The sequence below is a fragment of the Pseudoalteromonas sp. Cn5-37 genome (genome assembly GCF_021532495.1).
In the GTDB taxonomy this organism is placed as follows: Bacteria; Pseudomonadota; Gammaproteobacteria; order Enterobacterales; family Alteromonadaceae; genus Pseudoalteromonas; species Pseudoalteromonas simplex.
Map to the genome: position 1 here is coordinate 1 of NZ_JAKGBA010000016.1, position 20,583 is coordinate 20,583.

The window sequence follows — 20,583 nt, forward strand, 5'->3', positions numbered from 1 at the left end:
AAGTGATGTTACTGAATATATGAAATATTACAATCTGGAAAGGCTGCACTCAGCTAATAACGATCAGTCACCAGTAGAGTATGAAAATTCTTTAAGAAAAGTGTCCGGCTGGAGTTGACCAGAACAGATTTTCAAATGTCCATGTTGTACAACAGGATATTTTAAATTAAGAAACGGAAAGTTTGGCAACTTCTACAGTTGTACTACTGGCGAAGTTTGTAAATCTAATCCACGGATTTGTTCAAAATGTAATGCTCCATCAATCGACGGTGAACATTCAAGCACTTGCACCAACCCTAACTGTAGATCTGTAACAAAAATTTGCAATAAATGTGGCCGTCTAATGAAATTGAGGCAAGGTAAGTTTGGTGAATTTTGGGGATGTACAGGTTATGGCATTGAACATGACCAATGCAAAAACACTGCAAAAGTTTCATCATTTCTAGGGATTAAATTTGATTAACTATTGTGCCCAACTAAATGCACGAACTTTGTTTTTGTATTTTCGTTACCATGTAACATCAAATGAACTAAATTAAAAATTGTTTATTCAGCCTTTAGGGATAATTGTAATGTCTGGAGATGAGTAATGGGGAAAATGAACGTCATCAATATTAATGCTCAAACACGTAGGCGTAAACTGCTTTCATTAATGTCTGATTTTAATGAGTTTTATCAGCAGAAGCAGCCATCACATCACTTTAAGAGTATCTCTGTATTCGATAATTATCAGTTTTATATTTCAGAGTTTTTTATCAAAAAATTAGATCAGCAAGTCACACGTAATAATGACTTTATGATTATTCACGATATTAAGTACAAGTGTGAACTATCGATAAGCTATACAGCTCAAAATGATTATGATGAGTTGATTGCAACGCTGGATAAGAAGTAACCCAACTGTAGTAGTGTTTAACTGTAGTAGCTCATATCTCATCTTACAGTTTTGTTGATTAGGTTTAGACTTCACCTGACAGGCAGCTAAGAGCGAGGAACAGACCTTGGGCGTAGACAATTTTAAGACTGCTTTTCGACACAGCGGACATTAGCATCAATTTAATTTCAGACTGCTGTGAGCGAATTACGAACACTGAGGTTTTTAATTAAACCTCTAATGTTCTCATAATCCCACATTTTTCAACCGTATTGTCTGAAGAGCAAGCTTTCTTCATTATTTGTAGTTCCGATTTTAAAGCTTTCAACTCCTTAATACGCTGATTGACTAACTCAAGCTGGTTTGCAATGAGATTATTGATTGAAGAGCAGCTTTCTTCTGGTTTGTTCTTAAGCTCAAGTAAGGTTTTAATATCTGCTAAAGGGATATCAAGACTTCTGCAATGTTTTACGAACTCTAATTCTTTCAACGCTCTATCGTCATAAAGCCGAAAATTTCCTTCACTACGGCTAGGCAGGTTGAGTAAGCCTTCCTTTTCGTAATATCTAATTGTCTGTATGGAGCAACCTGAAACTTTAGAAAGTTGACCTATTTTCATATTTTTAAAACCTTGCTTGACTCTATAGTTACTATAGGTTTTATAGTTGTTTTATGCAAAGCCAAATTACGTGAGAGTATGATGATATGAATAAGAGCTATTTATCTGAAACAACTATTCTAGACTTCAATCATGAGGCTATTCAGCGCTTGATTAACGAGCGTAATTGGCTGAATTTAGATGATTACAACAAGATAGGTGTCGCTTACACTTTTGTTAAAGACGAAATCCAGTTCGGATATAATCGCAGCGATGATATAACCGCAAGCGAAGTATTGGCTGATGGCTATGGTCAGTGTAATACCAAAGGCAATTTATTAATGGAACTATTGCGAGCACTTGGTATTCTATGCCGATTTCATGGCTTTACGATAGAACAACAACTTCAAAAAGGGGCTATTCCTTCTTACGTATTTTGGCTTGCGCCTAAATATATTATCCATAGTTGGGTTGAAGTTTTCTTTGATGGTGAGTGGATAAATTTAGAAGGCTTCATTCTGGATGAGGCTTATCTAACTTCAATAAAGGCTAAGTTTAGCGAAACTAAAGATAGTTTCTGCGGATACGGAGTTGCGACAACCTGTTTGTCAAACCCAGAGACCGAGTGGACAGGAAAAGATACATACATTCAAAAAGAAGGCATTCATGATGACTTTGGCTTATATAATTCGCCATATGAATTTTACCGTCAAAAAGGAACTAATTTGTCAGGAATAAAACGCTGGTTATATCAAACAGTGATTCGCCATCTTATTAATATGAATGTTAATCGACTTAGAAACACCAGTAACCAAAGTAGAGGTAAAAATGCACAGCCACAATCATAGTCACCACCATGCAAACGATAAAAATAAGCGCATTGGTTGGACATTTTTTCTAAATGTTACTTTTACCATCATTGAATTCATCGGCGGTTGGCTAACCAATAGTACGGCAATCATGGCGGACGCAGTCCATGATTTAGGTGACAGCATATCTATCGGTTTCGCTTGGCTGCTGAGTCACTTTTCAGATAAACAAGCATCTTCGACGTACAGTTACGGTTATAAGCGCTTGTCACTGTTTGGTGCCTTAATCAATAGCGTTGTTTTAATAGCTGGCTCTATCTTTATTTTGGTTGAGGCAATTCCTCGATTATCTAACCCAGAAATGCCGATGGTTGAGGGAATGCTAGGGTTAGCATTACTTGGTGTTACAGTAAATGGTTATGCAGCATATAAACTCACAGCAGGAACTACATTAAATGAAAAAGTATTGACATGGCACCTATTGGAAGACGTCCTTGGTTGGGTGGCTGTCCTCATTGTATCTGTTATCTTGATGTTTGTGGATTGGCCTATTTTAGATCCATTGTTATCTATCGCTTTTACACTTTTTATTTTATTTAACGTTCTAAAAAACTTAAGGTCTACGCTAGCATTATTTTTACAAGCGTCACCTGATAAAGAAACACAAGCCAAGATAACTGAAGCCCTACTTTCGAAATCTGAGGTGAGAGAAGTTCATCACTTGCACTATTGGTCTTTGGATGGCGAAAGTCATGTGTTAACTGCACACCTCGTCTTGAATGAGCCATATGATGTACCTAAGTTACAATCACTCAAGCAAGTAATTTCTGAGAACTTAAGCGCTTTTGAATTGTCACATACCACCATTGAGTTTGAATTTCCCGATGAAGTTTGCAGAGACAATTAACATTTTAACTTAATAAAGGGCTTAGATTTGTACTTATTATTTTGTTATATTACCAACGTCTAACGAGAGAATACGATTTTGAACACTAATGTTCTTTTAAAAATACTGCTGATAATATCGATTGTTTTTCAATCGTTTGTCGCTGTATCTGCGACTTTAGAAACCCACCAGTTAGACGTTGAACATCTGCAAACCATTCATGACCACGAAGCAGAACATTCTCCACAGCTAGATAGTGACAAAGAACACGATATCGAGGACTGCCACCATTGCGGACATTGTAGTGGCAATCATACCAGTTGGATTTTGGTCAAAGCATTTTTACCAAGCTTGCCTTTAAATCACTCACATGACTTTAATAAGATAATTTTTTTGCCTTTAGGTATTTCAACTAGGCTCTATCGCCCACCTACAGCCTAACTTTTTACTCCATACTGTGCGTTTTTACGCAAACACAATTTGGTTTAATAAAAGTTAAGAGTCATCATGAATAATATTTTTCAAACTACTAGCGTAGCGTTAGTAGTAATTCTTGCTGTGTTTTCAATAAACGCAGCACAGGCTAATGAAAGTCGATATAACACACAACACGATAAACATTCGCATAAGCATGAAGAAGGGGTTTCTTTAAGCGCTGAAAAAATTAAATTAGCAGGCATAAAAATAGGGAAGATCTTGAGATGAATAGTCCACAACGAAGCCAAAAAGAAATTTCTGTATCGGTAATTGTTCCGGTATTCAATGAAGAGTCTGTTTTACCTGAGTTTCATAAGCGGCTTACATCGATATTAAATACAGTGCATGAATCATCTGAAATCATATACGTTAATGACGGTAGCACAGATAATTCCACCACAGTCATAAATGACTTCAAGAAAACCAGTACAAAAGTGCTTTTAATCAATCTGAGCAGAAATTTTGGTAAAGAAGCAGCGATGTGTGCAGGGCTTTTAAAATCCAATGGCAAAGCTGTTATCTTAATTGATGCTGATTTACAAGATCCTCCTGAACTCATTCCTTTGATGCTCTCTAAATGGAAAAGCGGTTTCGATATCATCAATATGCAACGCAGCATACGTCACGGTGAATCTTGGTTTAAGAAGTTTTCATCCTCTATGTTCTACAAAATTCTCAACAAGCTTTCTGACTATCATATTCCTGCTGATGTTGGCGACTTTAGGCTATTAAGCCGTAGAGTTGTTAATGAGCTAAACCAACTTAGCGAAAAGAACGTTTACATGAAGGGGCTGTTAGTTTGGCCGGGATTTGAGCAAGTCACTTTACAATTTGAAAGAGATAAACGCTGGTGTGGCGAGTCAAAATGGCCGTTATTAAAACTAGTAGGTCTAGCGGTTGATGGTATTACTTCATTTAGTACTAAGCCACTTCAATTGGCTACTTACTTGGGAGGAACACTCGCTTTTACGTCATTTTTGTACGGTGTATGGATAATTCTAAAAACAATGTTTTTTGGTGAAGCGGTTACTGGCTTTCCAACTATTATGGTTGCAATGATAGCTTTAGGTGGCTTTCAGCTTCTTTCTATTGGACTTATCGGCTCATATGTTGGTCGCATATACAATGAAGTGAAAAACCGTCCAAGGTTCATCATAAAAGATGAGGTAGTATTTGAAGAAACGAAAAGCTCAGTGGCAAGAGTTGAGTTTCCCGTTAAACAGGTCAACAGATGAAAATTAAGCAATTAACACTCTTGGCATTTGTTGCCTTTATATTATTTAGGCTAATATCTATTGGCTTGTATCCATTAATGGATACTACTGAAGCGAGATATGGCGAAATCGCCCGTATCATGGTTGATTCAAATAACTGGTTAACCCCTCAATTTGATTACAACGTACCATTTTGGGGTAAGCCCCCAATGCATACATGGGCAAGCGCTTTATCCATTGCTTTGCTTGGCGACAGTGAATTTGCTATTAGGCTCCCACACTTAATAACCGGATTAATGACATTGTTTGTTGTTTTTCTTTTTGCTAAAAAGCTCAGGATATCAGCCCTAGTAACGACATTTATCTTGCTTACTTCTTTAGGGTTTTACGTTGCAAGCGGCATGGTAATGACCGATTCTCTGCTAACTTTGTCAATGACGCTCGCTATGGTTGGCTTCTATTTAGGGTGGGCAGGTAGCAAAAATTGGTCATATCTAGGATTTGTTGGGATTGGGATAGGACTACTAACCAAAGGTCCCATCATTATTGTTTTTGTGGGGTTATCTATCCTACCTTGGTTAGTCCTAAATTTTGGATTGATTCAAGGTTTGAAAGCGCTATTTAAGAAGATTCCTGTTATTTCTGGGTTATCGATTTCTCTCCTAATTGCTACCCCTTGGTATTTTATGGCCGAGCAAGCAACCCCCGGCTTTATTGATTATTTCATCATAGGTGAGCACTGGTCTCGATTCGTAGAGAGCGGCTGGGAAGGCGATCTTTACGGTACTGCTCATGACGAGCCTAGAGGCATTATATGGCTGTATTGGGTTGCTGTAGCATTCCCTTGGTCATTTGTTCTACTTTACAAACTCTTCAAATCCAAGCTGAACTTCACAACGACTAGCCCTCTATATACTGGTGACAAACAGTTAGTATCCTTTCTCGGCTTCTGGCTAGTATCCCCGATGATTTTGTTTACTTTCGCGGGAAACATTTTACCTATATATGTTTTACCGGGCTTGCCAGCACTAGCACTAATATTGTCAGTGTGGCTTAAACATATTAATAAATACATCGTGTTGCTAGGTTCTTTAGCTCCAGTATTGTTTGTTATTGCGCTGTTATTTGCTCAAGAGGGTTTTAAAAACAGAAGTGATAAATGGCTACTGAGTAAATTAGATGACTCCATTCCTATCTACTATTTGGATAAACGGAGCTTTTCTGGGCGCTACTATTCGCAAGGAGCTGCAATGCTCTTCAATGCCAATGCGGTCGAAAACGAATATTACTTAGTTGTTAACTTTAAAAAGTACCGTTCTGGCAAGCACATAACTGAACACTGCGAATCGATAAAAAACAATAAAAGAAAAATAGTGCTGCTATGCAATCGTTAATTTCAAAACAATTTCTACTGTTTTTAACTGTCGGAGGAAGTGCATTTTTAGTTGACTTCGGCATCTTTTACATAGGTTTAAATTTTTTTGACCACAGTTTATATGTAGTTAGAAGTTATGCTTTTTTCTTTGCCGTATTAGTTACTTTTTATGGTAATCGTCGGTTTACTTTTAAAGATCGCTTTCACTTGCCTAGCAAGGTACAGATACCAAAAGCGTTTACCAGTGCGCTTTTATCTTTAATTCCAAACTTTACTGTTTTTACCGTGATAGTTGCTTTGTTTCCTTCACCTATCTTCCACTATATTGCTTTTGTTTTAGGCGTTGTGGTTGGAACAATTAGTAATTACGTCTTAAGTGACAAATACATATTCAACTCAGAGAGTTAATAAATGTTTGATTGTCCCATCCTAAAAAATTTAAGCTCTACGTTAGTATTATTTTTACAAGCGTCACCTGATAAAGAAACACAAGCCAAGATAATTGAAGCCTTACTTTCGAAATCTGAGGTGAGAGAAGCTCATCACATGCACTATTGGTCTTTAGATGGAGAAAGTCATGTGCTAATTGCGCACCTTGTTTTGAATGCTCAGTATGATGTACCTGAGCTACAATCACTCAAGCAAGTAATTTCTGAAGACTTAAGCGCTTTTGATTTGTCGCATACCACCATTGAGTTTGAATTTCCCAATGAAGTTTGTAGAGATGATTAACATCAACGTTGTGTAATTCCCTTAGATTTATACTATTAGATTTGTTACCACATATGCGACAGTCAGATTTGATTGAGTTCTATTATTCGAGTCTGACAGATCGAGTTAAGACTTTTTCAGTGTGTTTCAGTGTGTTCACTTTCAGTTAACTTATTAAGTTATGTTGTTCAGTTTATTTGTAACTTTTCTAGCAACAATAATACTAATTCTCTTTGAAAATACTGATATTTGTCTTCAATTTTTAGATTTGTAATTTTATGAAGATGTATTTTGCCAGTGTAATGAATAATTCTTTCTAAATGAAAATCTTCGAAGATATATATCTTGTCAGCCCAGCCTAGCAACTCTTCAGTGCAAAGCGTTGTACCAGCTTTTTCAACATATTTTTTGCTTAAACCTGCCGATTGGTATTTACTTGCTTTATCAATTGCGCTGAAAAGCTCTTGAGCAGTGCGACTTCGATTAACGTTAGAGGTGCATAGAAATAATACGTTCATTTACGTTACCTACTAACAAATTATAATTGCACAGATTAGACAACATTCAATTGCTTCATTTGTTCAGAGGACAATACAGTTAAATTGTATTGATAGCCTTCTTCTGTATTAACTTTCTCCCAACAGGCGAAATTCGCACGTTTCATAAGTTGGTCATGAGATAGAAACCAAGCTGAGCGAAATGAGCTTGAATTTTTCTTGTCTAAAGATATGACTATTTTGTCACAAAGATGAGTTACTAAATCTACTCTTTGTTTGACTTGATAGTCGGCATGACTTCCTGTTGCAAGGATAATGATACATTCATCTCCCATAGTCTTGATAAGCATCAAAAGTATTTTGAGACGGGAGGGTATAGTCCAATTTAAATTAATAATACCGCCTTTTACATGATCGAGTTCGTCCAGCGTAATGATTCTTTCAATTGGCCTACTGAAATTTTCCGCGACAAACTCTGGAGTAGCTTGCAAAGGCTGCTCATAAATAATGAATACTTTCTTTAAAGGAGGGAGTTTATTTATTATTTCACTTATTAAAAGCTGTTCTTTTGACCCAAGGCAGTTGCCAATGACGACATAGCCCTTCGCATTCGAGGGCATTTGAAGTGAGTAGTCCGGCTGTGGAAAAGATGGTAATTCCCTATTTAGCTCTTCAAAGGATTCTACCGGCAATTGGTCTTCTTTCATGTTTATATCTTATTATTTCTCAAACAATAAATTGATATTAACTTATTGATTTGTATAAAGTAAATAATACACAATGAGCACTGCACGTGAACAAGTAATTAGCATTGTTCGATAACTATATATTTTATTTGAAATTTTTATACAGCTTTTGAAATTTTCGATTGAGAAAGTCACTTAGAAAAATTAAAAAAATTTAGAGTTGCAAATATCCACTATCTATATACGGGCAGATATGTATAGAAAGAAAGTAACCATAGAAAATTAATACGCAATGCGTATGGGGTAAAATAGTGTAGTCATCGTCTCATTAGGGATTGGTATGTACTGAACTGAAACATTAATGTTTAAGAGGGTAGAGCGCTTGCCTTACTCTCTACTAAAAGAATAGCTATAATTAGCAATTCACTAGTAACGTTTTACCTAATTTATATGTGCGTATATATGCACTAGGTTTGTTTGTTTTTTTATGCATTAAGTGCATAAAAAAGTTTGACTTTGGAAATGAGCTATATATAATGCGCCTCGTTGTTTAGAGAACTCACGGAGAGTCTCGAAGGCGTTATAAACAAAGGGATTTTTCCTTGTAGGATTGTTATACGAAATTTATGTTTTAACCCACCCACCCATAGTTTAATGGTTGGTTTAGGTGGATATAAAGGTTCGAATCCTTCCGGGTGCGCCATTTGAAAATATGTAAATGCCGTGGTGATTGTAGCTCAGTTGGTAGAGCCCCGGATTGTGATTCCGGTTGTCGTGGGTTCGAGCCCCATCAGTCACCCCAATTTACTCTAAGATATCGGCGATTAGCGCAGTTTGGTAGCGCACTTGGTTTGGGTCCAAGGGGTCGCAGGTTCAAATCCTGCATCGCCGACCACTTTTGGAAAGTTCAAGGTCAAAGAACGATTGGTTTGGGTATATCCAATTCAGTCGAAGGTGCAAATTTTGCATCGCCGACCACTTCTTAAGTGGTATTTATTTTCAAAACTTCTCTCAGTATCGGCGATTAGCGCAGTTTGGTAGCGCACTTGGTTTGGGTCCAAGGGGTCGCAGGTTCAAATCCTGCATCGCCGACCACTTTTAAGCTTTAATTCCTCATTCAAAGCTTCTTAAATTCAGAACACATTCTTTAAATCAGCTTAGTTGTCCTTTATTATTCCGTTGCGTTCGTTTTTTACGCACTTAAACGCTGATTGCTGCTATATAAGCCAAATAATTGTCCCCCAGACTCGACTATCATAAATATTAGGTTATAATGCCGCGTCTATTGTTTAACATAGTGCCCATAGGGGCAAAGCAGCAATGGTATCTCATGGTTACAATGCGCCGTTTTAAGTTGAAATATTCAGCGTTAAAACTTGCTATCACTCATGGAGATCACCTTGTTTGTAAGGAAGGCGAACAGTCGCCAAAATTGAAGATTGAGGTAAATCATGCAAGTTTCTGTTGAGACGACTCAAGGCCTTGAGCGCCGTCTGACCATCACCGTTCCTGCAGAGAACGTTGAGACTGAAGTAAAAAAACGCTTACAACAACTGTCTAAAACCCAGCGTATCGATGGTTTCCGTCCTGGTAAAGTACCAGCGTCTATCATCAACAAGCGTTACGGTGCTGCAGTACGTCAAGAAGTTGCTGGCGAATTAATGCAACGCAACTACATCGAAGCAATCGTTTCTGAAAAAATTAACCCAGCTGGTTCACCTACTTTCGCTCCTAAAGCGTTAGAAGCTGGTAAAGATTTAGAGTTCGATGCAACTTTCGAAGTTTACCCAGAAGTTGAAATTCAAGGTTTAGATAAAATCGCTGTTGAAAAACCAGCTGTATCTGTAACTGACGAAGACCTAGCTAACATGCTAGAAACTTTACGTAAGCAACACGCTTCTTGGGCTGAAGTTGACGCAGCAGCAGGCGAGAACGACCGTGTAACTATCGACTTCGTTGGTTCTATCGAAGGCGAAGAGTTCGAAGGCGGTAAAGCTGAAGACTTCCCTCTAGAACTTGGTCAAGGTCGTATGATCCCAGGTTTCGAAGACAACATCGTTGGCAAAAAAGCGGGCGAAGAAGTTGTTGCTGAAGTAACTTTCCCTGAAGAGTACCACGCTGAAAACCTTAAAGGTAAAGCAGCTACTTTCGCAATCACTGTTAAGAAAGTTGAAACTCAAGAGCTTCCTGAGCTTAACGACGAGTTCGCAACTAAATTCGGTGTAGCTGAAGGCGGTGTTGACGCTCTTAAAGAAGAAGTTAAAAAGAACATGACACGTGAGCTTGACCAAGCAGTTAAAGCTAACGTTAAAGATCAAGCTATCAAAGGTCTTTTAGCTAACAACGAAATCGAAGTGCCAAAAGCGCTAGTAGATCAAGAAATTGATGCACTACGTCAGCAAGCTGCACAACGTTTCGGTGGCGACGCTAAAAACATGCCTGAGCTTCCAGCTGAATTATTCCACGAGCAAGCTGTAACTCGCGTTAAGACTGGCCTATTACTAGGTGAAGTAATTAAAGCGAACGAGCTTAAAGTTGACGACGCTAAAGTTGAAGAGTTAATCGCAACTGTAGCTTCTGCATACGAAGATCCAACTGAAGTAGTAGAGTACTACAAAGCAAACGATCAGCTTATGCAGCAAATGCGCAACGTAGCGATGGAAGAGCAAGCAGTTGAAGCTATCCTAGCTAAAGCAAACGTGACTGACGTTGAAAAAGCATTCGACGACATCATGAATCCACAGCAAGGTGCTTAATAAGTCATTGACTTAAGCTCTCGCTAGCGATTAAATGGCTCGTGTTACCCTGTATTTATACAGCGTACTCGGGCCATTTTAGTTTGTGGTATCAGTTTCAAAAAAACCAACAATACTGATGTTATTTCAGAACTTTTTTCGACGAGGATTGAATTTGTTCTGATAAGTTCCTATATAGTTATAAAGATTGAATAGACAGCTTAATTTACATTAGTATAAATGTGCTTTCCTTATAGTAAGGATGAGTCGCAGCGGATAAGGAATTAAACAAGAATGAACAGCGGTATGATAGACCCTCTAAACGCACTAGTCCCTATGGTTGTCGAACAAACAGCTAAAGGTGAGCGCTCATATGATATTTACTCACGTCTTTTAAAAGAGCGCATTATTTTCTTAACTGGCCAAGTAGAAGATAACATGGCTAATTTGATTCTTGCGCAAATGCTGTTTTTAGAATCAGAAAACCCAGAAAAAGATATTTATCTTTATATCAATTCGCCAGGCGGTTCTGTGACTGCGGGTATGGCAATTTACGATACAATGAATTTTATCAAGCCTGATGTAAGCACAATTTGTGTTGGCCAAGCGGCAAGCATGGGTGCATTTTTGCTATCAGGTGGTGCTAAAGGTAAGCGTTTTTGTTTACCTAACTCACGTGTAATGATCCACCAACCATTAGGTGGTTTCCAAGGTCAGGCATCTGACTTTGAAATTCATGCCCGTGAAATCTTATCAATTAAAGATAAGCTAAACCGTTTAATGGCTGAACATACTGGCCAGCCACTCGATGTGGTTTCTCGTGATACCGATCGCGACAACTTCATGAGTGCAAGCGAAGCGGTTGAATACGGCCTAGTTGATTCAGTATTTTCAAGCCGCGAATCGAAGTAATCTGAATAGCTAATAATAACGTATTGTTAGCTATCACCCTTTACTATGCGAAAACTAATATTCTTTGATATAGTTAAACATAGTGAATTAGCAGTGGCTAGTGCTACTGCCAACGTAATAAATGAGGTAGCTGAATGTCTGACACTCCTACAGACGGCGACAAAAGTAATAAATTGTTATACTGCTCTTTCTGCGGCAAAAGCCAGCACGAAGTTCGCAAACTAATTGCTGGTCCTTCAGTATATATTTGCGATGAATGTGTTGAGCTATGTAACGATATTATCAGGGAAGAAATCAAAGACATTGCGCCGAAGCATAATGCGTCTGATAAACTGCCTGTGCCGAAAGAAATTCGTAATCACTTAGATGATTACGTGATTGGCCAAGACCACGCGAAAAAAGTGCTGTCGGTTGCGGTATACAATCACTACAAACGTTTACGCAATCAAACAATCAATGCAGATATTGAGCTTGGTAAGAGTAATATTCTACTAATCGGTCCTACAGGTAGTGGTAAAACATTACTTGCTGAAACCATGGCCCGTTTACTTGATGTACCATTCACGATGGCGGATGCAACGACACTAACTGAAGCAGGTTATGTAGGTGAAGACGTTGAAAACATCATTCAAAAGCTACTGCAAAAATGTGATTACGACGTAGAAAAAGCACAACGTGGTATTGTTTACATCGATGAAATCGACAAGATTTCTCGTAAGTCTGACAATCCATCGATCACCCGTGACGTATCGGGCGAAGGTGTACAACAAGCCTTACTTAAGCTAATTGAAGGGACGGTTGCATCTGTACCACCACAAGGCGGCCGTAAGCATCCACAGCAAGAATTCTTGCAAGTTGATACATCTAAGATCCTATTTATCTGTGGCGGTGCGTTTGCTGGCCTAGATAAAGTGATTGAACAACGCAGCCATAAAAATACCGGTATTGGTTTTGGTGCTGAAGTTAAGCAATCATCAGGTAGCCGTAGCTTAAGTGAAACATTTAAAGATGTTGAACCAGAAGATTTAGTGAAATACGGTTTAATCCCTGAGTTCATTGGTCGTCTTCCAGTTGTTGCGACACTAACAGAACTAGATGAAGCAGCGCTTATTCAAATTCTGAGCGAACCAAAAAATGCATTAACTAAACAGTTCTCTGCATTGTTTGCGATGGAAGATGTTGAGCTTGAGTTCCGAGAAGATGCACTTAGCGCAATTGCTCATAAAGCAATGGAGCGTAAAACAGGTGCTCGTGGCTTACGTTCAATCGTTGAAGGCGTATTACTTGATACTATGTATGAATTACCTTCGATGGATGATGTTAGCAAAGTGGTTATTGATGAAACCGTTATTAAAGGTGAATCAGACCCAATTTTGATTTACCAAAGCGGTAACCAAGACAAAGCTGCATCAGAATAAAGCTGTAATAGTTTAAAAGTTAAGCAGTTGAACACGAAAAAGGAGCCAAAGGCTCCTTTTTTTATAAATATGTTGAACTTTCCCTTACATATCCCCATATACTTGAGTAATCTTTAAAATAAATGAAGTGCGAAGAGAATATAATGACGCTTGAGAGAACAGATCGAGTCGAAATCCCCGTGTTGGCACTGCGCGATGTAGTGGTTTACCCACACATGGTGATCCCGCTATTTGTTGGTCGTGAAAAATCAATAAAATGCCTAGAAGCGGCGATGGACAAGGACAAACAAATTTTCCTAGTGGCGCAAAAAGACGCCTCTGTTGATGATCCGCAGCAAGATGATATCTACCGTGTTGGCACCATTGCCACAGTACTTCAGTTATTAAAGTTACCTGATGGCACCGTTAAAGTGCTTGTTGAAGGCACACAACGTGCGAGCGTTGAAACGTTTTTAGATAACGATGATTTCTTTGTAGCTGAAGCACAGTTCATCGAATCAGGCCATATCGACGAGCAAGAACAAGATATCTTTATTCGCAGCGCAATTAGCCAATTTGAAGGCTATGTAAAGCTCAATAAGAAGATCCCACCTGAAGTACTTACTTCTGTGTCTGGCATCGATGAAGCTGCACGCCTTGCTGATACCATGGCAGCACACATGCCGCTTAAGGTACCTGAAAAGCAAAAAGTACTGGAGATTGCCGATGTGACTGAGCGTCTTGAATACTTAATGGCACTAATGGAAGGCGAGATTGACTTACTGCAAGTTGAGAAAAAAATCCGTACTCGCGTGAAAAAGCAGATGGAAAAGTCGCAGCGTGAGTATTACCTCAACGAGCAAATGAAAGCGATTCAAAAAGAGCTTGGCGAACTTGATGATGTACCCGATGAATTCGAAGCAATTAAAAAACGCATCGAAGAGTCTGGTATGCCTAAAGAAGCGCAAGAGAAAGCAAACGCTGAGTTATCTAAATTAAAAATGATGTCGCCGATGTCAGCGGAAGCAACCGTCGTGCGCTCGTATATTGATACGCTAATCAATGTACCTTGGAAAAAACGCTCTAAGGTGAAAAAAGACTTAGCTGGCGCACAAAAGATTTTAGATAGTGACCATTACGGCTTAGATAAAGTTAAAGAGCGTATTATTGAGTATCTAGCGGTACAACAGCGCACTAATAAGCTAAAAGGCCCAATTTTATGTTTAGTCGGTCCTCCTGGTGTAGGTAAGACTTCACTTGGTCAGTCAATCGCACGCTCTACAGGTCGTAAATATGTGCGTATGGCATTAGGTGGCGTTCGTGATGAAGCGGAAATCCGCGGTCACCGTCGTACTTATATTGGTTCTATGCCTGGTAAGTTAATCCAGAATATGACTAAAGTTGGCGTAAAGAACCCATTATTCTTATTAGATGAAATCGATAAGATGTCATCAGATATGCGTGGCGACCCTGCATCAGCATTACTTGAAGTACTTGATCCTGAGCAAAACAGCCATTTTGCTGATCACTACTTAGAAGTTGATTACGACCTATCTGACGTGATGTTTGTGGCAACATCAAATAGCTTTAATATCCCAGGTCCGTTATTAGACCGTATGGAAGTTATTCGCCTTTCGGGTTACACCGAAGACGAGAAGCTAAACATTGCTAAACAGCACTTGATTCCAAAACAAGTTAAGCGCAATGGTTTAAAAGAGCATGAAGTTGAAATTGCTGACAGCGCAATTATTGGCATTATCCGCTACTACACACGTGAAGCGGGCGTTCGTAACTTAGAGCGTGAAGTGTCAAAACTATGCCGTAAAGCAGTTAAAAACATCCTGCTTGATAAAGACACTAAAAAGGTCCTTATCGACGATAACAACCTTGAAGAGTTCTTAGGCGTACAACGCTTTGATTATGGTAAAGCTGAAGACGGTGACCGTATTGGCCAAGTAACGGGTCTTGCGTGGACTGAAGTAGGTGGTGATTTACTGACTATTGAATCAGCAGCTGTACCAGGTAAAGGCAAGCTAACTTTCACAGGTTCGCTTGGTGATGTAATGCAAGAGTCAATTCAGGCAGCGATGACGGTTGTTCGTAATCGTGCTGAAAAACTTCGTATTAATAGCGACTTCTATGAGAAACGTGACATTCATGTTCACGTGCCTGAAGGTGCAACACCAAAAGATGGCCCAAGTGCAGGTATTGCCATGGTAACTGGTTTGGTATCGAGCTTAACGGGTAATCCAGTGCGCTCAGATGTAGCAATGACAGGTGAAATCACATTACGTGGTGAAGTATTACCAATTGGTGGCTTAAAAGAAAAGCTACTGGCAGCGCATCGTGGTGGAATTAAAACCGTTATTATTCCAAAAATTAACGAACGTGACTTAAAAGAGATCCCAGACAACGTATTAGAGGGCCTTGAAATTCACCCAGTTACATGGATTGATGACGTTTTAAAACTGGCTTTGAAGCATCCTGTTGAGAGTTTTTCTGTCGAAACTGAAAAAAACCAGTAAAAAACCGCAAAAAAGTGCATTTAGGGGCTTTTCAAATACAAAGGGTATGATAAGTTAAGCACTAGTTTTCAAGCCTAGGCCTTATGTGGCCTAGGGTTGAGAAAAATATAATAAACTGAGCATAAACTTAATTTGCTCATAAATTTTCAAAACAGTGATGTTATTTTTTATAAAAACAATCGCTCTTGATAATAACAATGAAAGAGGATGATATTGTGAATAAATCTCAATTAATCGATCAAATCGCAGCTGACGCTGACATTTCTAAAGCGGCTGCAGGTCGTGCACTAGATTCATTCATCGAGGCTGTTTCAGGCGCTCTTAAAGATGGCGATTCAGTAGCGCTAGTTGGCTTTGGTACTTTCTCTGTACGTGAGCGTGCAGCGCGTTCAGGTCGTAACCCGCAAACTGGTGAGACTATCCAGATTGCTGCAGCAAACATTCCTTCTTTCAAAGCAGGTAAAGCGCTGAAAGACGCAGTAAACTAATCATTAAAGATTAGTTGGTGAGAGATACCTAATCACACTTAAATTGAATTTAGGTAACTTATCACCAGTTACTTCAAGTGAAAAAGCGTATCTGGTAAGATACGCTTTTTTTACATGAGCAGGGTTAATTTGTACCTGATCAGAATAGAGATAGATAAATGCTTGAGAAAATCAGAGAAGGTTCGCAGGGACCTGCAGCCAAAATTATATTAGGCGCGGTGATTTTATCTTTTGCTTTAGCTGGGATCGGTGGTTATTTAGGACAAACCACAGAGCAACCCGTTGCAGAAGTAAATGGAGTTAAAATTAGCCAAACCGAATTCAGCCGTGCATACCAAAACGAACGTAACCGTTTAGAACAACAATTTGGTGAATACTTTGCACAAATCGCTGCTGATCCAAATTACATGGCACAAATTCGCCAAGGCGTAATCGACCGTTTAGTACAACAAGAATTGCAAACTCAACTAGCGGCAGAATTAGGTCTTCGTGTAAGCGACGAAAGTGTTCGTAAAGCAATTTTAGAAATGCCTTACTTCCAAGTAGGCGGCCAGTTTAGCAACGACCGCTACTTACAAGTTATTCGTCAAATGAATTTCCAACCAGATGCTTTCCGTGAATATTTACGTGAAGACATGACACGCAGCCAATTAGTGGGTGCAGTAGCTGGTACTGATTTCATCTTAGAAAATGAATTAAACAACAGCGTTGCTCTACAACAGCAAACGCGCAGTATTGATTACTTAGTTGTTGCTAAAGAATCATTACAAGCTGGTATCGAAGTAACAGAGCAAGAAATTGCTGATTACTATGAGTTGAATCAACCGCAATTCTTAGCACCAGAGCAAGTGTCTGTAAGCTACATTGACTTAAATGCAGCGAGCTTAACGCTTGATTCAAGTGTTTCAGAAGAAGATATCAAAGCTTACTATGATCAAAACAGTGCCCAATATGTTGAGCCTGAAAAACGTCGTGTATCGCACATCTTAATTGATAACAGCGAAGACGATGATGCAGCAAAAGCGAAAGCTGAAGAGCTACTAACGCAGTTACAAAACGGTGCTGATTTTGCTGAGCTAGCTGAGTCATCTTCTGATGATGTAGTGAGTGCAGAAATGGGCGGTGATCTAGACTGGATTGAACGTGACATGATGGACCCTGCGTTTGAAGATGCAACTTATGCTCTTGAAAACAAAGGCGACATTTCTGACGTTGTAGAATCAGAGTTTGGTTATCACATCATCAAACTTACTGATATTCAAACACAGCAAGTTAAACCATATGCTGACGTAAAAGATGAGCTTCGCGCTGAACTTGAGCGTACTAAGAAAATTAATGCGTTCTATGAAAAGCAAACTCAAATGGGTGAGCTTGCGTTCGAAATTTCAGATACTTTAATTGATGCAGCAGAAGCAGCAGGCGTTGAAGTGCAGAAAACAGAACTTGTGACTCGCAATGCATTACCTGAGCCGCTAAACAACCCACAAGTTGTTACTGCTATTTTCTCACCTGAAGTGTTAGAAGATCGCATGAACTCAGAAGTAATTGAAGTAGGTGATGAACATGCTGTTGTTGTTCGTGTAAACGATCACAAAGCTGCGACTACGAAAGCACTAGCAGATGTGTCTGAGCAAATTAAGGCGACGTTAGTTTCACAAAAAGCATCGGAGCTTGCTAAAGAAAAAGCACGCACTCTATACGCTGAGATCGAAGCTGGTAAGAGCCTAAACGAAGTTGCACAAGCTGAAGGCCTAACAGTACGCCAAGAAGCTGCACTTGCTCGTCAAGCTTACACAGTGTCACCAGCTATTGTTCAACAAGCTTTCAAAATGGCTCACCCACAAGGTGCACCAGAGGTTGAAGTTGTTGACCTAAACAATGGCGATGCGGCAATTGTTGCGCTAAAAGCAGTTAATCCAGCGACTGAAGTTGAGATTAATGAGCAACAAAAGCAAAACATCACGATGGCTCAAGTGAATAAAAACTACATGGTATTTATTGCAGCACTAAAAGCACAAGCTGAAGTGCAAGTACCAAAAGCGACTCAAGCTGCTGAATAATTAGCAAACTGAGTTAAATAAAAGGCGCCTACTGGCGCCTTTTTTGTTAACGTTAAAGGTAATGCAAGTTATAAGGAGCTTTTATGGAGTACAGTCTAATAGAGCAGCTACCAAGCGCAGAAGAATACTGTGATATGCGCCTTAAAGCTGGCTTATCAGCACGTTCATTAGCGGCTGCAAAGGCGGGGTTACCAAACTCTCTTTATGCTATTTGTATTCGTAAAAACGATGAGTTGATTGGCATGGGCCGCGTTATTGGTGATGGCGGCTGTAATTTTGAAGTGGTTGATATTGCTGTATCACCTGAATATCAAGGGCAAGGGTTAGGGCGTGTCATTATGGAACATGTTGACCGCTACATCGAATCTGCCGCTTATGAAGGTAGTTACGTCACTATGGTCGCTGACAAACCTGGCTTTTACGAAAAGCTTGGCTACAAGTTTGTCGCACCACAAAGCCAAGGGATGTATAGAAAGTTTTGATAAGAGTAAAGCTGCAAGGGGAGTGATCGAATCACTCAGTAGGAGGCGTTTTAACGCCGAATCAAACTGACAGCTTACGGCTGATAGCTGACAGCTCACTATCAACAGTTCAACAACTTCTGCGTTACCACCGATTGGGGATCTTGGAAAATCGCTTCGGTTTGGCCGTATTCAACAATCTCACCGTGATCAAGTACCACAAGTTGGTCGCTAATATGACGCACCAAACTTAGGTGATGCGTAATAAGCACATAGCTAAGGCCTGTGTCTTTTTGTAGACGTAGCAATAAGTTTACCGTTTGTGCGCGTACAGACGGGTCAAGGGACGATAACGCTTCATCGAGCACGACAACCTTAGGATCTAAAATTAAAGCCCGTGCAAGCGCTATACGTTGTAATTGACCACTACTAAACATATGCGGGTAATAGTGCTGGTGATCTAAAAGCAAGCCCACTTTTGCGAGGGTTTGCTTTATTTTATCTTCACGCTCTTCTTTGTTTAAATCAGTGTTGTACTGTAAACAGTCATTGAGCATATCGCCAATGGTTAAACCTGGATTCAAAGACGCTTCAGAGTCTTGGAAAATCAACCTAATATGGCGACAGTCGTTATCACGCAAGCCATCATTTTCGATGATATTGCCATCAAGTAAAATTTGCCCTTTATCTGCGTTATCAGCCCCTGCAAGCAATTTGGCGAGAGTACTTTTACCTGAGCCTGTTTCACCAATAATGGCGATCGTCTCGCCTTGCCCTAAGCAAAACGAAATATCTTTTAATACAGTAAAGCTTCTACGGGAAAATAAACCGGCACGCAAATTAAAACTCTTTGATAATGCTTGAACTTTGAGTAGGGGCTGCATTATTTCATCGCCTTAATTAATGGGAAATGACAGGCGTAACTCTGGCTATGATGCTTGGTCAATTTCGGGGTAACGACACACTCTTTTTGTGCTTGTGGGCAACGTGGGCCTAAGCGGCAGCCAATAGGTAAATGTTGTAAAGTTGGAATGGTGCCTTTTAAAGCATAAAACGGCTCTTTGTGAGCAAGCCCTTGCTCATAATCAGGCAAACTTTTTAACAGTGCTTGGGTATAAGGATGTCGCGGCTGGCTAAAAATTTTGTTAGTCGGCCCAGCTTCAACCATCTGACCGCAGTATAAAACATGCATGCCATGAGACCACTCTACAATTTCCTCAAGCTCGTGAGAGATCATCAAAATCGACATGTTCTTTAGCTGGTTTAAGCTTTTTAGCAGTCTAAATACCTGCGCACGCGTGGTGCTCTCAAGAGCGGTAGTTGGCTCATCGGCAATCAATAGTTTTGGGGTACGCGCAATGGCCATGGCAATCATCACTTTTTGACAAATACCTTCAGAGAGCTCATGAGGGTAGCTGTCTAGCACCTTCTTATGGTCTTTAATACCAACCTTGTGGATTAACGCTTTTACTCTGTCTTTTCGTTGTCTGTTTCGTTTTAAGAAAAAACCACTGGTTGCTTGTTCAGGTAAGGTCTCGGCAATTTGGTCGAATATCTTGGCAGTTGGATCTAGGCAGCGGCTTGGATCTTGGTAGATCATAGCAATGTCTTGACCTACGAGTTTACGGCGTTGCTCGTTAGATAAGCGCATTAAATCCACGCCACGCCAATGCATGCGGTCTGCAGTGATATGCCAACGTTTGTTTAAAACTCCAACAATGGCTTTTGCAATTAAGCTTTTACCTGAGCCAGACTCACCAACCAAAGCATGTACTTCGCCTTCTTTTAAGGTCATGCTGACTCTATCCACCGCACGAATCACGGTATCTGAAGTGCGTAACTCTATAGTGAGGTTACGAATATCGAGTAATTGCATAA

General features: G+C 39.6%; 23 protein-coding genes and 3 tRNA genes. 21 read left to right on the forward strand and 5 right to left on the reverse strand.

What is annotated here, in order from left to right:
- The 3 genes from L1266_RS15625 to L1266_RS15630 form a co-directional block, all read left to right on the forward strand.
- The coding region (locus tag L1266_RS15625; protein WP_235374343.1) for an IS3 family transposase at positions 1-118 on the forward strand (118 nt) is incomplete at its 5' end.
- A gap of 201 nt (positions 119-319) precedes the next feature.
- A complete protein-coding gene (locus L1266_RS22500; protein WP_442960607.1) occupies positions 320-463 on the forward strand; it encodes a topoisomerase DNA-binding C4 zinc finger domain-containing protein in 144 nt (47 codons plus the stop codon).
- 126 nt (positions 464-589) lie between these two features.
- Complete coding sequence (locus tag L1266_RS15630) at positions 590-895, forward strand: hypothetical protein (RefSeq protein WP_235377871.1); 306 nt, start codon at positions 590-592, stop codon at positions 893-895.
- Positions 896-1,103: 208 nt separating this feature from the next.
- Here L1266_RS15630 and L1266_RS15635 read toward each other — a convergent pair whose 3' ends face one another.
- Positions 1,104-1,493, reverse strand: coding sequence for a Cd(II)/Pb(II)-responsive transcriptional regulator (locus L1266_RS15635; RefSeq protein WP_235377872.1), 390 nt, complete (start codon positions 1,491-1,493; stop codon positions 1,104-1,106).
- An 86-nt stretch (positions 1,494-1,579) separates the two neighbouring features.
- Between L1266_RS15635 and L1266_RS15640 the strand changes: the two genes are divergently transcribed.
- The 8 genes from L1266_RS15640 to L1266_RS15675 all read left to right on the forward strand — a co-directional run bounded on the left by L1266_RS15640 (position 1,580) and on the right by L1266_RS15675 (position 6,965).
- Positions 1,580-2,320, forward strand: coding sequence for a transglutaminase-like domain-containing protein (locus L1266_RS15640; protein ID WP_235377873.1), 741 nt, complete (start codon positions 1,580-1,582; stop codon positions 2,318-2,320).
- The gene (locus tag L1266_RS15645; protein WP_235374228.1) at positions 2,301-3,188 is read left to right on the forward strand and encodes a cation diffusion facilitator family transporter; all 888 of its coding nucleotides are present in this window, start codon (positions 2,301-2,303) and stop codon (positions 3,186-3,188) included. Before L1266_RS15640 ends, L1266_RS15645 begins: the two co-directional genes overlap by 20 nt.
- Before the next feature lie 78 nt (positions 3,189-3,266).
- A complete protein-coding gene (locus tag L1266_RS15650) occupies positions 3,267-3,608 on the forward strand; it encodes a hypothetical protein (protein WP_235374227.1) in 342 nt (113 codons plus the stop codon).
- Positions 3,609-3,674: 66 nt separating this feature from the next.
- The gene (locus L1266_RS15655; protein ID WP_063528250.1) at positions 3,675-3,872 is read left to right on the forward strand and encodes a hypothetical protein; all 198 of its coding nucleotides are present in this window, start codon (positions 3,675-3,677) and stop codon (positions 3,870-3,872) included.
- Positions 3,869-4,879, forward strand: coding sequence for a glycosyltransferase family 2 protein (locus tag L1266_RS15660; RefSeq protein WP_063529578.1), 1,011 nt, complete (start codon positions 3,869-3,871; stop codon positions 4,877-4,879). The genes L1266_RS15655 and L1266_RS15660 overlap by 4 nt, the downstream gene beginning before the upstream one ends.
- A complete protein-coding gene (locus L1266_RS15665) occupies positions 4,876-6,252 on the forward strand; it encodes an ArnT family glycosyltransferase (RefSeq protein WP_235374226.1) in 1,377 nt (458 codons plus the stop codon). Before L1266_RS15660 ends, L1266_RS15665 begins: the two co-directional genes overlap by 4 nt.
- A complete protein-coding gene (locus tag L1266_RS15670; RefSeq protein ID WP_063530420.1) occupies positions 6,240-6,641 on the forward strand; it encodes a GtrA family protein in 402 nt (133 codons plus the stop codon). The genes L1266_RS15665 and L1266_RS15670 overlap by 13 nt, the downstream gene beginning before the upstream one ends.
- A 3-nt stretch (positions 6,642-6,644) precedes the next feature.
- The gene (locus tag L1266_RS15675) at positions 6,645-6,965 is read left to right on the forward strand and encodes a cation transporter dimerization domain-containing protein (RefSeq protein WP_235374225.1); all 321 of its coding nucleotides are present in this window, start codon (positions 6,645-6,647) and stop codon (positions 6,963-6,965) included.
- Between the two features lie 167 nt (positions 6,966-7,132).
- On the opposite strand, the gene L1266_RS15680 is transcribed toward L1266_RS15675, so the two are convergent.
- Both L1266_RS15680 and L1266_RS15685 read right to left on the reverse strand, forming a co-directional pair.
- Positions 7,133-7,462, reverse strand: a complete 330-nt coding sequence (locus tag L1266_RS15680; RefSeq protein WP_235377874.1) for a hypothetical protein — start codon at positions 7,460-7,462, stop codon at positions 7,133-7,135.
- 35 nt (positions 7,463-7,497) lie between these two features.
- A complete protein-coding gene (locus L1266_RS15685; protein WP_063530360.1) occupies positions 7,498-8,148 on the reverse strand; it encodes a hypothetical protein in 651 nt (216 codons plus the stop codon).
- A 705-nt stretch (positions 8,149-8,853) separates the two neighbouring features.
- Here L1266_RS15685 and L1266_RS15690 point away from each other — a divergent pair.
- The 10 genes from L1266_RS15690 (at position 8,854) to L1266_RS15735 (ending at position 18,726) form a co-directional block, all read left to right on the forward strand.
- A tRNA-His gene (locus tag L1266_RS15690) sits at positions 8,854-8,929 on the forward strand.
- Between the two features lie 16 nt (positions 8,930-8,945).
- Positions 8,946-9,022: transfer RNA gene (locus tag L1266_RS15695), tRNA-Pro, on the forward strand.
- Positions 9,023-9,145: 123 nt separating this feature from the next.
- Positions 9,146-9,222, forward strand: a tRNA-Pro gene (locus tag L1266_RS15700).
- Positions 9,223-9,578: 356 nt separating this feature from the next.
- A complete protein-coding gene (gene tig, locus L1266_RS15705) occupies positions 9,579-10,883 on the forward strand; it encodes a trigger factor (protein ID WP_054553149.1) in 1,305 nt (434 codons plus the stop codon).
- A 273-nt stretch (positions 10,884-11,156) separates the two neighbouring features.
- Positions 11,157-11,774: an ATP-dependent Clp endopeptidase proteolytic subunit ClpP gene (clpP, locus tag L1266_RS15710; protein ID WP_054553148.1), complete on the forward strand. Its 618-nt coding sequence runs from the start codon at positions 11,157-11,159 to the stop codon at positions 11,772-11,774.
- A 134-nt stretch (positions 11,775-11,908) separates the two neighbouring features.
- The gene (gene clpX / locus L1266_RS15715) at positions 11,909-13,192 is read left to right on the forward strand and encodes an ATP-dependent protease ATP-binding subunit ClpX (RefSeq protein ID WP_054553147.1); all 1,284 of its coding nucleotides are present in this window, start codon (positions 11,909-11,911) and stop codon (positions 13,190-13,192) included.
- Between the two features lie 143 nt (positions 13,193-13,335).
- Entirely contained in the window at positions 13,336-15,696 is a 2,361-nt protein-coding gene (gene lon / locus L1266_RS15720) for an endopeptidase La (protein WP_235377875.1), read from the forward strand.
- Positions 15,697-15,893: 197 nt separating this feature from the next.
- Positions 15,894-16,184, forward strand: coding sequence for an HU family DNA-binding protein (locus tag L1266_RS15725; RefSeq protein WP_175580427.1), 291 nt, complete (start codon positions 15,894-15,896; stop codon positions 16,182-16,184).
- A gap of 158 nt (positions 16,185-16,342) precedes the next feature.
- Entirely contained in the window at positions 16,343-18,244 is a 1,902-nt protein-coding gene (gene ppiD, locus L1266_RS15730) for a peptidylprolyl isomerase (RefSeq protein ID WP_054553145.1), read from the forward strand.
- 83 nt (positions 18,245-18,327) lie between these two features.
- Complete coding sequence (locus L1266_RS15735; RefSeq protein ID WP_235377876.1) at positions 18,328-18,726, forward strand: GNAT family N-acetyltransferase; 399 nt, start codon at positions 18,328-18,330, stop codon at positions 18,724-18,726.
- Positions 18,727-18,827: 101 nt separating this feature from the next.
- Here L1266_RS15735 and L1266_RS15740 read toward each other — a convergent pair whose 3' ends face one another.
- Entirely contained in the window at positions 18,828-19,589 is a 762-nt protein-coding gene (locus tag L1266_RS15740; RefSeq protein WP_054553143.1) for an ATP-binding cassette domain-containing protein, read from the reverse strand.
- The gene (locus tag L1266_RS15745; protein ID WP_054553142.1) at positions 19,589-20,581 is read right to left on the reverse strand and encodes a peptide ABC transporter ATP-binding protein; all 993 of its coding nucleotides are present in this window, start codon (positions 20,579-20,581) and stop codon (positions 19,589-19,591) included. Before L1266_RS15745 ends, L1266_RS15740 begins: the two co-directional genes overlap by 1 nt.
- Between the last annotated feature and the right edge of the window lie 2 nt (positions 20,582-20,583).